Annotated in this window: 9 protein-coding genes; 4 read left to right on the top strand and 5 right to left on the bottom strand. The window is 72.5% G+C overall.

Features of this window, described 5'->3' with window-relative positions:
* Positions 1-203: 203 nt before the first annotated feature.
* Together OO54_RS36385 and OO54_RS36380 are read left to right on the top strand one after the other, a co-directional pair.
* Complete coding sequence (locus OO54_RS36385) at positions 204-689, top strand: hypothetical protein (RefSeq protein ID WP_051787661.1); 486 nt, start codon at positions 204-206, stop codon at positions 687-689.
* A 222-nt stretch (positions 690-911) separates the two neighbouring features.
* A complete protein-coding gene (locus tag OO54_RS36380) occupies positions 912-1,754 on the top strand; it encodes a phenylalanine 4-monooxygenase (RefSeq protein ID WP_033211240.1) in 843 nt (280 codons plus the stop codon).
* 335 nt (positions 1,755-2,089) lie between these two features.
* Here OO54_RS36380 and OO54_RS36375 read toward each other — a convergent pair whose 3' ends face one another.
* From OO54_RS36375 to OO54_RS36355, 5 genes are read right to left on the bottom strand one after another with little or no spacing between them, the layout of a single operon-like run.
* The gene (locus tag OO54_RS36375) at positions 2,090-3,142 is read right to left on the bottom strand and encodes a GntG family PLP-dependent aldolase (protein ID WP_033211239.1); all 1,053 of its coding nucleotides are present in this window, start codon (positions 3,140-3,142) and stop codon (positions 2,090-2,092) included.
* A 16-nt stretch (positions 3,143-3,158) separates the two neighbouring features.
* Positions 3,159-5,426 (bottom strand): pyridoxal-phosphate dependent enzyme, encoded by a 2,268-nt coding sequence (locus OO54_RS36370; RefSeq protein ID WP_033211238.1) that lies wholly within the window; start codon positions 5,424-5,426, stop codon positions 3,159-3,161.
* A 19-nt stretch (positions 5,427-5,445) separates the two neighbouring features.
* Positions 5,446-6,369, bottom strand: a complete 924-nt coding sequence (locus OO54_RS36365) for a GHMP family kinase ATP-binding protein (RefSeq protein ID WP_017236987.1) — start codon at positions 6,367-6,369, stop codon at positions 5,446-5,448.
* The gene (locus OO54_RS36360; protein ID WP_033211236.1) at positions 6,366-7,862 is read right to left on the bottom strand and encodes an argininosuccinate lyase; all 1,497 of its coding nucleotides are present in this window, start codon (positions 7,860-7,862) and stop codon (positions 6,366-6,368) included. The genes OO54_RS36365 and OO54_RS36360 overlap by 4 nt, the downstream gene beginning before the upstream one ends.
* Positions 7,859-10,402 (bottom strand): amino acid adenylation domain-containing protein, encoded by a 2,544-nt coding sequence (locus OO54_RS36355; protein WP_033211235.1) that lies wholly within the window; start codon positions 10,400-10,402, stop codon positions 7,859-7,861. Before OO54_RS36355 ends, OO54_RS36360 begins: the two co-directional genes overlap by 4 nt.
* A 374-nt stretch (positions 10,403-10,776) precedes the next feature.
* On the opposite strand from OO54_RS36355, the gene OO54_RS36350 reads away from it, so the two are divergent.
* Both OO54_RS36350 and OO54_RS36345 read left to right on the top strand, forming a co-directional pair.
* Positions 10,777-12,462: a condensation domain-containing protein gene (locus OO54_RS36350; protein ID WP_051787659.1), complete on the top strand. Its 1,686-nt coding sequence runs from the start codon at positions 10,777-10,779 to the stop codon at positions 12,460-12,462.
* 19 nt (positions 12,463-12,481) lie between these two features.
* Positions 12,482-12,847, top strand: coding sequence for a cupin domain-containing protein (locus OO54_RS36345; RefSeq protein WP_033211234.1), 366 nt, complete (start codon positions 12,482-12,484; stop codon positions 12,845-12,847).
* Positions 12,848-12,866: the final 19 nt, after the last annotated feature.

The following is a 12,866-nucleotide window of genomic DNA, read 5'->3' as shown; positions in this document are numbered from 1 at the left end:
GTGTCCTGCCCCGGCGGTACGTGCGTCTGGAGCAGTTCCCGTTGAACCCCAACCGGAAGGTCGACCGGCTCGCGCTGCGCAAGCTCGCCGAGAACATGACCATCTGAACAGGACAGCTGAGGCCCGGGGCGCCGAGAGGCTGCAACTCGCGCTCCGAGCAAGGAACTTCACGTTCGTCTCGACCGGAATCCCATGGTGATCGCATGCCCTCCAGCGGATACAGCGCCCCGTCCACGCCCACCGGCGACCTGCGTCCCCTCGTGACGCCCCGCGTCATGCCGGCCCTGCCCCGGCGCCTCTGGTCCGACAGGGACTGGGAGCGCGTCAAGGCGGACGGACCGCGGGACGGCGACGGATCGAAGTGGGACTCCCACTGCCTCGACGACACCCTTCGCCTGTACCGGCGCGGGACCGGCTACGGAATCTACGAAGCCACGTTCCGGCCGGTCGCCACCGGCGGGTGGAAGATCTCGCGCGCGGTCGTCGAGGGCCACGCCCCGCGCTACGCGTCCCCGTCGGCGGAATACGACTGCGTCGTCCTGGAGCTCGTCATCAGCGCCGTTCTGCTCGGTGAACCCGCCCGAGAGCTCCGCGCCCAGCTGACGCGCATGATGCGCGCGCTCTCGGGCGTCATCGACATGACCTCCGAAGTCGCCGAGCACAGCGTCCTCGGTCTGCCTTCCGCCTGACCATGCGTGCCGCCCGCCGAGACGAGGGGTAGGGCGCGTGACCAGGGCGGATTCCGTCTCCCGGTCCGACCGGGCCGCGACCGGAGGTCCCGCCCTCACGGCGTGCCTCCGCCGGCCCGGCGGCCCGGGAGGACGTCTTCCCCGGGGCGGTCCGGCCGCGCTCGCGCGCGCGTGGCGCCGACGGGTTCCCCCACGCGTTCCTTCGAATTGGAGTGATCTTTCATGCAAGGGCATCGCGACCAAGTCACCGACACCGCCTATGCGAAGCGCCGCGAGGAGATCGCGGCGCTGTCGGCCGACGTCACCCTGCACGGCCCCGTCCCGGTGGTCGAGTACATCGACTGGGAGCACGAGGTGTGGCGGCTGGCATGCGCCGCCCTCGACGCCCGGCACCGCGTGGACGCGGCCGCGGAGTACCTCGAATCGGCGGAGGCGCTGGCCATCCCGTTGGACCACGTCCCCCAACTCCGGGACGTCAGCGACCGTCTGACGTCGATATCGGGGTTCCGTCTCCAGTCGGCCGCCACCCTCGTGCCGCTGAAGGAGTTCTGCGGCAGCCTCGCGAACTCCGTCTTCCGCTCCACCCAGTACATCCGGCACCCTCGCGCCCCCCTGTACAGCGAGGACCCCGACATGCTGCACGACCTCGTCGGCCACGGGAACGTCCTGGCGAACGACCGGTTCGTCCGCCTCTACCGGCTGGCCGGCGAGGCCGCGAACCGGGTGGAGAGCGACGAGGCCCTGCAGTTCATCGGCAAGGTGTTCTGGTTCACCCTGGAGTGCGGCGTCGTCCGCGAGCGCGGCGAGCGCAAGGCGTACGGGGCGACGCTGGTCTCCTCCTACGGCGAGCTCGACCACTTCCGCAGCGCCGAGTTCCGGCCGCTGTCCATCGAGAGCCTCGTCGACGTCAAGTACGACATCACCACGTACCAGCCGCTGCTGTTCGAGGCGGACTCCATGAACGAGGTCGAGGACCTGGTCGGCTCCTTCTGGGACACCTGCGACGACGACAGCATCGCGGCCCTGTTCAGCGGGGCCTCCCGCTCGGTCGGCACCCGGCGCTGAACCGGCTCGCCCGGCGGGCGTACACCCGGGAACGGCACACGGAGGGCCGACGGCGACGACGCCGTCGGCCCTCCGTCCGTGCGGCCTGCGGTGGAGCGCCGCCGGCACGGGAAGGACGGGCGGCCTGGTGCGAGCCGCCGGCAGGGGAGGGACGGGCGGCCAGGTGCGAGCCGCCGGCAGGGGAGGGACGGGCGGCCTGGTGCGAGCCGCCGGCAGGGGAGGGACGGGCGGGCACGGTGTGAGCCGCCGGTACGGGAAAGGCGGCGGGCTTCACGCCCGCCGCCTTTCCCGTGTCACGTGGGTCCGGGGCCGCGACCGGCCCCGCGCCCGTCGGTTCAGCGCGCCTCGCGCGCCTCGCGCACCACGTCCGCCACGATCGCCACGGCGGCGGAGACGTCCTCCGCGTCGAGTCCGCGGTGCGTGACGGCCCGGATCCGCCCGTGCCCGAACTCGCCCATCGCAAGGCCGCGTTCCTGTACGGCCCGCAGGAAGCGGTCGTCGTCCAGACCGGGGGCGGTGACCCGGAACAGGATGATGTTCGTGGTGACGGCGTCGGGGTCGACGTCGATGCCGTCGATCTCCGCCAGGCCGGCCGCGAACCGCGCCGCGAGCCGGTGGTCGTCGGCGAGGCGGTCGACCGTGGAGGTCAGCGCGACCGTACCGGCCGCCGCGAAGACGCCCGCCTGGCGCATGCCGCCGCCGAGCATCTTGCGGACGCGCCGCGCCTTCTCGATGAAGTCGGCCTCGCCCGCGAGGATCGAGCCGATGGGCGCCGACAGGCCCTTGGACAGGCAGAACTGGAGGGAGTCCGCGTGGGCGGCGATCTCCGCCGCCGGCACGCCCGTGGCCACGGCGGCGTTGAAGACCCTGGCGCCGTCCATGTGTACCGGGAGGCCGTGCCGGGTGGCGAAGCGCCGGAGCTCGGCCAGGTACTCCTGGCTCAGCGGCCGGCCTCCCATCCGGTTGTGGGTGTTCTCCACGCAGATGAGGCCCGGCAGCGCGAACTGGGAGTCCTCCGGGTCGGGCGGGAGCGCCGCGGCCAGGTCGTCCAGCGCGAGGGTGCCGTCGGGCTGGGTGCGTATCGGCTCGTACATGATGCCGCCGCAGACGCTCGCCCCGCCGGCCTCGTACAGGTAGATGTCGCTCTCGTTGCCGACGAGCACCTTCCCGCCGCGCGGGACGTGCACCATCAGGGCGGCGAGGTTCGCCATCGTCCCGCTGGGCATCAGGCACGCGGCGGGCTTGCCGACGCTCTTCGCGGCGAGTTCCTCAAGACCGTTGACCGTGGGGTCCTCGCCGTACACGTCGTCGCCGAGGGCGGCCCGTGACATCGCCGACATCATCTGCTCGGTGGGCAGCGTGAAGGTGTCGCTTCGCATTTCGATCATGTCAACCCGTCCCGGCTCAGTCGTTCGTCAATCGGACAGTGATGCGGTCGAGGGCCGCGTCGAGCGACCGGTCGAGCTCCTCGACCGAGTCGGCCGAGGCGATGACGTATCCCATGCGGTCGTAGGCGTCGGTGGCCGGCCGGACCGGGTCGCCGGGCCGGCGCGCGATGTGGACCTCCGCGACGCCGGGCAGCCTCCGGGCCGCCTCGTGGCCGTCCAGGCTCGCCAGCCGGCCCTCTTCGGAGCTGGTGAGGAAGGCGACGCCGGTCGGGGTCAGCTCTCCCCGCGGGAGCTCGACGGGCAGGCCGGCCGCCGCGCGCAGCTGCTGCGTCAGCAGGTCGGGACCGCCCGCCAGCCTGATCAGCTCGGGGATCATGCCCCCCGCGAGGCGAGCGTTGATCTCGATGACCGTCGGTCCCGCGGGCGTCAGGCGCAGCTCGGTGTGGCAGGCGCCGTGGCGCAGCCCGACCGCCTCGACGGCCGCCCGTACCACCCGCTCGATCTCGCCGGACGCGGTCTCGTCCAGCGGGGCGGGGAAGGCGTGCCGCAGCTCGACGAACGACGGCGGGGGCGACACCGACTTCCGGGTGACGCCGACGACGTGGAGCTCGCCGTCGGCGAAGATCGTCTCCACGCTGTACTCGGTTCCCTCGACGAGCTCCTCGACCAGGACCTCCGTCGGGACCGCCTGCTCGCGCACGTTGTGCGTGATCGCGAGCAGCTTCGCGGCGTGGTCCCGGGCCTGCTCGACGGAGCCGCACAGCAGCACCCCCGTCGACGCCGAGTCCGCGGCCGGTTTGACGACACACGGCAGGCCGGCGGCCGCGACGGCCTCGGCGACCTCGGCCTCACTCGTGACGGCCACCGAGACAGGCTGGGGCAGTCCCGCGTCCGTCAGCAGCCGGCGGGTCTCCGACTTGCGGCGGCACGCGGCCACCGCGGCGGGCGGGTTGCCGGGCACGCCGAGCGTCGCGGCCAGTGAGGCGGCGGCCTCCAGGTAGAACTCGCTGGTGGTCGTGACGCCGGCCACCTCGTCGGCGTCGAAGCGGGCCCGGAGGGCCGCCGCTGGCGCGTCGGCGTCGTTGGTGTCGCAGCGGATGACCTCGCAGTCGGCCTCGCCGATGCCGGGGTACCTGCCGGGGCGGTTGGTGAGGAGTACGGGTGCCAGCCCGAGGTCCCGGGCACGCGACAGCGCGAGCATTCCGGTGCCCGTCGTGTTCGACTCGACGAACACCAGGCGCCTGCGGGGCGTGGACGGCACCTCCGCCCGCGCCCAGCCGTCCACCTCGGTGCCGTACGGGACCTCCGACGGCTCGGTGCGCAAGGGGAGTTCGGCGAGGCGGGCGCGTTCCCAGTAGCCGTCGTCGTAGATCGAGTCCACGTAGCGGTCGCCGCGGTCGGGGAAGATGCCGACGACGCGCGTGCCCGGCGGGACGGTGGCGGCCAGGTGCTTCAGCACCCGGTAGACCGAGCCGGAGGAGTTCCCGGCGAAGATGCCCTCCTCGCGGGCGAGGTCACGGGTCGCGACGAACGCCTCGTGGTCGTTCAGCCAGTGGACCTCGTCGATCTCCGCGTGGTCCAGGTTCCCCGGGACGAGGCTGTTGCCGATGCCGCTCTGCTTGCGTCCCGGCTGGTCGGGCTGGCCGAACAGGACGCTGCCGACGGCGTCGACGCCGATCACCCGCAGCGGCTCGGTCCGTCCCGCCGCCTTCAGCTCCCGCCGCAGGGCGCGGGCCGTCCCGCACAGGGACCCGCCGCTGCCGACCGCGCCGACGAGGACGTCGACGCCGCCCAGGTCCGCCACCAGCTCCTTGGCCAGTGCGGCGTAGGCGAGGGGGTTCTGCGGGTTGGAGTACTGGCGCGGCCAGAACGCCCCCGGGTACTCCTCGCGCAGCGCGGCCAGCCGTTCGAGGCGCGCGCTCTGCCAGCCGTTCGCCGTCATCGCGTCGACGACGTGCACCGAGCAGCCGAGTGCCTTCAGTTTCGCCAGGGTGATCGCGTCGATGCGGGGGTCGGTGACGATGTGCACCGGGTGGCCGAGCGCGTGGCCCGCCACCGCGAGCCCCAGCGCCATGGTGCCCGAGGAGCTCTCGATGATCGGGCCGCCGGGGGCCAGGACCCCGTTCGCGCGGGCCTCGAGAATGACCTGGCGGGCGACCCGGTCCTTCATCGCGAACAGATTCTGCAGTTCGAGCTTGGCCGCCACCGTCACGTCGGCGGGCGCCGCCCGCAGCCGGACGAGGGGGGTGTGCCCGATGGCTTCGACAAGGTCGTTGTAGATCATTGCTTGTTCCGCTTCCTGTTCAGCTCGAAGCCAAGGTCTGGTAGCAGAGGACCCGTTCGCGGTGCACGAGCTGACCGCACCGGTTGATGGCCTGGGCCAGCCGGCTCCGGAATCCGGGGACGTCGTGCGGCAGCAGCAGCCCGATCGTCGACCCGCTGTGCGCGGTGACGACACCGACCCCGCCGATCTCGGCGCTGAGGGCGGTCATCGCGTCGAGCGTCCGCTTGCGGCAGAGGCGCTGGTTCAGATGGGCGCTGCGGGTCGCGACCCGGCCGATCGCGGCCGCGTCACCGGCCCGCACCGCCGTCCGTACGTCGTCGAGGAGACGGGCGTACTCGTCCCGCTCCGCCGCCGTGAAGTTCTTCGGGATCCTGTTGAACGCGACGGTGTCCACGGTGCCGCCCTCGTCGATGCCCACGATCGTCATCGGCGGCAGCGCACCGAGCCGGTCGAGCAGCTCGACGTCGCGGTGCCGGAACGCGACGACCCCCGGATACATGACGCCGTCCGTCGGCTCGATCTCCCGCAGCACGTCCTCGACGACCCGCGGCGGCAGGTCGACGCCGAGCGCACTCGCCACGGCACGCGCCGTCGCCACGAGGTCGGCCGAGGAACTCGCCAGGCCCTTGCCCTCGGGCAGGGAGCCGTCGAGCCGCAGGGACCCGCCACCGGCCGCGTAGCGCGCGAGGACGGCCTCGGCGACCCTGCGGGCCTTCGTCTTCGTGGCCGGGAACACCTCGACGCCGTCGCGTGCGCTCGTGTACTCGAACGTCGCGGTGGCCCACCGGGCGATCGGCAGGGTGACCAGGAAGTCGGGCCCGTCGTCCGGCAGGGCGCCCTGGAGCAGTTCCCCGAAGGTGCCGAAGGCGGAACTGACCGCGACGGCCCGGGCGGGGGAGGGGTGCTGCCCGGCCGTCGGCTGGATGAGCTGCCGGCTCGTCATACGGCTCCTCCCGCCGCCGGTGCCACGGCGGCGTCGGTGGCGGTGATCGCGGCCCCGACCGTGGCCCGGCGCGCGTCCCACTCCGCCGTCAGCCCGTCGAGCCGCTTCCGCTGCTCGGCGAGCAGCGCCAGCACGGAGGCGGGGCCGGTCGAGCCCGCGGACACCTTCGCGCGCAGCTGCGCGTCCACGTCCGCCGAACCCGTCAGGTACGACGCCGGGTCCTCCAGCGGATGACCCGCCTCCAGCGCGGCCTCGGCGAGCGCCGCCGGGTCGGTGTGCCCCGCGTGGCCGTCGCCGGCGGCCAGCACCGCGGTGACGTACCTGCCGGCGATGACCTGGGCCGTACGCCACGGCACTCCCGCCCGCAGGGTCAGTTCGTTGGCCAGGCCGAAGCCGCCGAAGTGGTCCTCCTCGCAGACGGCGCGCATCCGGTCGGTGCGCCACTCCAGCCGGTCGACGACCAGGGTGAACCCGGTCAGCACCGCGCGGATCGCCCCGAACATGTTGCTCGCGTGCAGGCCCGCCTCCTTGGAGACCTCCACCATGTTGCTGTACGGGGTGTTCCGCTGGCCCGTGGCGAAGTCGACGTAGAAGGCCGTCAGATGACCGGTGCGGCCGCGCAGCCGCTCCAGGATCGGGTAGTTCTTCTTCTGGGGCATGGCCGCCGAGATGCCGGCCAGCTCGTCCGGCAGCTCGACCAGTCCGTACGCGCTCGACGACCAGGCCATGAGGTCGGTCAGGACCCGGCTGAACCCCACGCCCGCCGAGGCGATGTCCGCGGCGACGTCGAGCAGCCACTCCCGCGAGGCCACCGCGGACAGCGCGTGCGGGACCGGGCCCGCGCAGCCGATGGCCCGCGCCAGCCAGTCGCGGTCCCAGGCGAGTTCCTGCCCGGCCATGGGCCCGGCGCCGAGCGGCGAGAAGTTGATCCGGTCGTAGGTGGCGAGCAGCCGGGACGAGACCCGCAGCGCGTGCTCCGCCACGGCGCTGAGGTAGAAGCCCGGCGTGATGATCTGCGCCGACTGGAGGTGCGTGTACCCGGGCATCGGCGAGGTCACGTCCTGGGACGCGCGTGCGTGCGCGACCTCGGCCAGCTCCCCGAGCATCGCCGCGATCTCGGTCACCTGCAGGCGCCCGTACAGCAGTTGGGCACACGCCTGCAGGTCGTTGCGGCTCCGGTCGACGTGCCAGGCGGGAACCGGCTCCGGGACGACCTCCGCCACCCGCTTCTCCATCGCCAGCGCGATGTCGGTGAGCGCCGCCCCCGCACCCGCGGTGAGCTCCTCCGCGGTCAGCCCGCCGAGCGCCTCCGCGAGCCGCTCCACCTCGTGCGCCGACAGCACGCCGAGACGGCGGTACTCCCGCAGGAGAGCCTTCTCGATCAGGACGTACCAGGGCAGCAGGTGGGCGACCTCGTGCCGGAACTGCGGTTCGAGGAACTCCTGCCGGATGAACTCGTCCGGCGCCGCCGCGAGCCGGCCGGTCAGCCTCAACGGGTACCGCCCTGCTCCGCGTCCGCGAGGGTCGCGGCGACGAGCTCCGCCGCCGCGGCGGGGTGGCTCCGGACGAGATAGCGGCCCGCGTCCTCGAACCGGGTGGTACGGGCGCCGGGAAGCACGTCCGCGCAGCGCGCGGCGGCATCGCTCTCGCCGGGCGCCCGGGGGATCACGATGACGGTGGCGGGGACGTCGAGCGTCCCGGCGAAGGCGCCGAGCGAGCGCTCCGCCTCGCCGAGATCGTGCAGATAGGCCCGCTCGATCAGCTCGGTGCGGCTCGACCGCGACTGGTCGACGTCGGTGAGCGCACCGGCGTCGCGCAGCCAGGCGCCGATGTCGGCCGAGCCGGCCGCGGCCGGCTCGCCGTCGGACTCCTGCCCGGTGGCCGCCGCCAGGAACAGGTGTCGCGGAGGCGCGCCGGCGGTCCGCAGCGAGCGGGCGGTCTCCAACGCGAGCGCCACGCCCGCGCCGTGGCCCCACAGGGCCACGGGGATCCCGATCCGCTCGCGGATCTCCTCGCTCAGCCGGCCGGCGATCACGTCGACGCCGACCAGTTCGTCGTCGGGCCTGGCGATGTCGTGGCCGGGCAGCTCCACCGCGTACACCGCCACGTCCGAGGCGGACAGCGCCCGGGCCATGGCCTCGAAGTTGAGCGCGTTGCCCGCCTCGTACGGCACGCACACCAGCGCCGTGGTCGCGCTCGCGGGAACCGAGAGGGGCTGCAGGAGCGACGAGTCGTCCGAGCCGGCCCCGTCGGCCGCCTGCGCCAGATCGGCGAGCACCGGGTTCGCCATCAGGTCGACGAGCGAGATGAGCCCGCCGAGCTGCACGACGAGCCGGACCGCGGCCAGCGAGCCGCCGCCGAACGCGAAGAAGTCGTCGTTGCGGCCGACCTCGTCGAGCGGCAGGCCGAGGACCTCCGCCCAGACCGTGGCGATCCGCCGTTCGGTGTCCGTCCGCGGTGGCGTCAGGCTGTTGCCGCTCGCACTGTTGGTCTCCAGGTCGGCGAGACCGCGCTTGTCGACCTTGCCGTTGTCGGTGAGCGGGAGCTCGGGCAGCCAGCGCAGGGTCCGCGGGATCAGCTGGAGCGGCAGCCGCTCGGCCAGCAGCTCGCGCACGGCCGGAATGGCCTGCTCGGCGGTGTAGAACCCGGCCAGGCGCTTGCTCACGCCGTCCGGCATCACGATCACGCACGCCGACAGGACGCCGGGCACCCGGAGGAGCTGGGCCTCGACCTCGCCGACCTCGACCCGCATGCCGCTGATCTTCACCTGCTCGTCCCGCCGGCCGACGAACCGGAGCCGGCCGTCGGGCAGCCAGTGCCCGTAGTCACCGGTGCGGTACCGGCGCAGACCGGGCCGGACGGGGTCGTCGCCGAAGGCCTCGGCCGTACGCTCGGGGTCGTTGATGTAGCCCCGGCCGACACAGACGCCGGAGAACGTGACCTCACCGACCGAGTCGTCCCGCACCGGCAGTCCGTCCTCGCCGATCACGTCGACGAGGACGTTGGCGATCGGCACGCCCACGGTGACCTGCTCGTCGTCCGCCATGGAGCGGATGACCTCGTGCGTGGTGTCGTCGGACGCCTCGGTGGCGCCGTACGCGTTGACCACCGGCACCTCGGGGCACTGCTTGAACCAGCGGGTGAGCACCTGCCGGCTCACGGCCTCGCCGGTGACGCCGAGCATCCGCAGCGAGCCGGGCGCGGGGTCGCCCCCCTCCAGCCGGGTGACGATCACGTCCAGGTAGCTCGGGACGAGCTGGAGCACACCGACGTTCTCCTCACCGAGCAGCCGGAGGAGGCCGGGGACGTCCAGCATCAGCTCGGGATCGATGATCACGGTGCTGCCGCCGACCGTGAGCGGCGCGATCGCCTGCCACAGCGAGATGTCGAAGCACTGGGACGCGGTCTGCGCGACGACCGTGCCGGGCTCCAGCTCGAAGGTGTCCACCTTCGCCAGCAGGTGGTTGAGCATGCCGGCGTGCTCGCAGGCGGCGCCCTTCGGCGCGCCCGTGGAACCGGAGGTGAAGTAGATGTAGGCGAGCGCGTCCTCCGCGACGCGCTCCGGCCGGGCCGCGACGGCCGCCGAAGGCGCCAGCGGGAGCGCCCGGACGGCCGCTTCCTCCAGCGGACGCGCCGACACCTCGGCCTCGACCAGCGCCAGTCGCGTCCCGCTGCGGCGCAGCAGGTCGGCGATGCGCTCGTCGGGGTACGCCGGGTCGATCGGCAGGTAGACCCCGCCCGCCTTGAAGATGCCGAGGATCGCCGCCAGCCAGTCCAGCGAGCGCCGGCTGATGACCGCGACGACGCCCTCGGGCCGCAGCCCGGCCGCCAGGAGCGCCCCGGCCACCCGGTCCGCCGCCGCGTCGAGCTCCGCGTAGGTCCAGCGGGTCCCGCGGTGCACGGCGGCGAGCGCCGACGGCGTCTCGCGTGCGCACTCCTCGAAGAGCTCGTGGGCACGGCGATCGGGGAGCGGCCGTACCGGCCCGACTCCACGCGACTGCGGACCGCGGACTGCCTCGACCTTCTCCGTCACAGTGCCAGCCTTTCCGGCCGAACGTAGGGGCGGCCTGGATTCCAGATCAATCAACCGACGAGAAAAACGAACGCGTTGTGGAGCGTCACGGAGGGCCGGCGCGGCCGTACGGGCCGACGGCAACGACCGCTCATGCCGAGCACGTTAGTGAGCCGCGGGGTCCACCCGTACTGACATCGGTCAGGGCTCGGACGGCCGGACGGCACGGACGTCCCGGCGCGGCCCGCCCACGGCGGCCCACCGGGTAATCGACGGGTCCCGGCGCCGGCCGGCCCCCTGCGGATCGCGGCCGAAGTACTGACAGGTATCAGTACCGGAATGCCACCGGAGCGCCTGCATACTCGGCACCAGTCGCATCAAAAAGGAGACCTGGTGTGTTCCCGCTCAGCGCCTCACAGCAAATCGTCTGGCTGCAGCAGAAGGTAGTTCCTGACAGCCGCGCGTATCACGCCACAGCGGTCGTCGACTTCCACGGTGAAATCCAGCCCAAGATGCTCCGCCAGTGCGTCTCCGACGCGGTCGGCCGCCATGACGCGATGCGGATCCGGATATGTGACGAAGGCTCTGCGATCGCCTTCCAGGAAGTCGTGGAAAGCCTCGACATCGAGATTCCCGAATACGACCTGCGCGGCGCTGAGGACCCCGAGGAGCGGCGGGCGGAGCTGCTCCGCGGCCAGGTGCTCGCCGAGTTCGACCTGCGGAACGCGCCCCTGGCCCGCTGGACGCTGGTCCGCCTGGGGGACGGCCACTGGCAGCTCTTCATGACCGAGCACCATCTCGTGCACGACGGCCGGTCCACCGTGGAGTTCCTCGCGGGCGTGTTCCGGCAGTACGCGGCCGAGGTGACCGGCGGGGAGTTCGTCGCGGAGGCGGCTCCCTCCTACGAGGAGTACGTCGCCCACACGAACTCCGACGAGTACCGCGCGCGGGTCGCCGCCGACGTCGCGTGGTGGGCGGACCGCCTCGAAGGCGCCCGGTTCACCGTCGACTTCCCCGGCATCGGCACCCGGCGGTCGGCCCTGTTCGACCACCGCGGCGGCCAGTTCCGGCAGGCGGTTCCCGCCGACCTCATGGCCCGGGTGAGCGCGGCGGCCCAGGAGGGCGGCCACACCGTCTTCGCCACCCTGCTGGCGGTCTACGCCGAGCTCTGCCGCCGCCACTCCGGTCAGAACGACCTGGTCATCGGCATGCCGTTCGCCAACCGTCCCCCCGGCTTCGAACGCACGGTGGGCATGATGGTCGGCGCCGTCCCCCTCCGGCTGGCGATCGACCCCGACGCCCCGGGCGGCGACGTCGCCACGGAGGCCATGGAGGCGATCTTCGACGCCATCGACCACGAGTCGGCGCCGATCCAGGAGCTCGTGAAGGCCACCAAGCGCAGCAGCAAGGGGCTCGGCAACCCCCTCTTCAACATCATGTTCGCCATGCACGACGCGCCCTGCCCCCCGATGGACGCCCCCGGCCTCTCCGTCGACATGCAGATCGCCGTCGGCGCCAACAGCACCAAGTTCGACCTCAGCGTCGTGGTCATGCCCGGCAAGGTCCTCCACGGCACCGGCGGCGAGCACGGCTACGAACTGGTCTGGGAGTACTCCACGCAGGTCTTCGCACCCGAACACGTCGAGCTGCTCGCCACGGGCTTCGAGACCCTGCTCCGCGCGTACGTCGCCCAGCCGCACGAGCCGATCGGCAGCCTCGCGCCGACCGTGGTCGCGCCGCCGGCCGACGACGACCGCGCCGCCGGACAGGTCCCCGCAGCCGCGGCCGCCGACGTGGAGCCGCCCGCGGCCGCCGCCCGCCCGGCCGGCGGCGGGGCGGGCTCCGACTCGCTGTGGCTCCAGGCGTTCCGCCACATCCTGGAGCGCGACGACATCGACGAGGACGACGACTTCTTCCAGGTCGGCGGCTACTCGCTGCTCGTCCCGATGCTGCTGTCGCACTACGAGTCGCTCGCCGGCTGGCGGCCCCCGACGAGCCTGGTCTTCGAGTTCTCGTCACCGCTCGAACTCGAGGCGGCGTCGGCCGAGCACCTCCGGCAGCCCTCCGGCGTACAGGGCTGACGACAGGAGGGACAGGGCGATGACCACGTACCGGCACACGGTCGAGGAAGCCGACAGATTCCACAAGCACGGCATCGACCTGACGGTCTACGGCCAGGACGACCCGGCGGCGACCGTCGTGCGCGTGAACGTCGAGCGAGGACATTTCCAGGAATTCCTCAACACCAGGAGTTCCTACACCTATTACATCGTCAGCGGTCGGGGCGTGTTCCACCTGAACGGCGAGCCGGTCGCCGTCGGCGCCACCGACCTGATCACCGTCCCGCCGAACACCCGGATCTTCTATTTCGGCGCGATGGAGATGGTTCTCACGGTGGCGCCCGCGTTCGACGAACGGGACGAACGGCACGTCAGGTTCATCAGCGAGAGCGAGAGCCCCGACTAATGCCGCTGCCGGGCATCAC

The organism is Streptomyces wedmorensis (assembly GCF_000716445.1).
Taxonomy (GTDB): Bacteria; Actinomycetota; Actinomycetes; order Streptomycetales; family Streptomycetaceae; genus Streptomyces; species Streptomyces wedmorensis.
Note: the sequence above shows the minus strand (reverse complement) of the source record. Positions and strands in the feature narration are given on the sequence as shown.

Excerpts from the sequence above, each read along its gene's own strand:
- OO54_RS36345 (WP_033211234.1), top strand. The coding sequence starts at position 12,482 with ATGACCACGTACCGGCACACGGTCGAGGAAGCCGACAGATTCCACAAG.
- OO54_RS36385 (WP_051787661.1), top strand. The coding sequence starts at position 204 with ATGCCCTCCAGCGGATACAGCGCCCCGTCCACGCCCACCGGCGACCTG.
- OO54_RS36380 (WP_033211240.1), top strand. The coding sequence starts at position 912 with ATGCAAGGGCATCGCGACCAAGTCACCGACACCGCCTATGCGAAGCGC.
- OO54_RS36365 (WP_017236987.1), bottom strand. The coding sequence starts at position 6,369 with ATGACGAGCCGGCAGCTCATCCAGCCGACGGCCGGGCAGCACCCCTCC.
- OO54_RS36370 (WP_033211238.1), bottom strand. The coding sequence starts at position 5,426 with ATGATCTACAACGACCTTGTCGAAGCCATCGGGCACACCCCCCTCGTC.
- OO54_RS36375 (WP_033211239.1), bottom strand. The coding sequence starts at position 3,142 with ATGATCGAAATGCGAAGCGACACCTTCACGCTGCCCACCGAGCAGATG.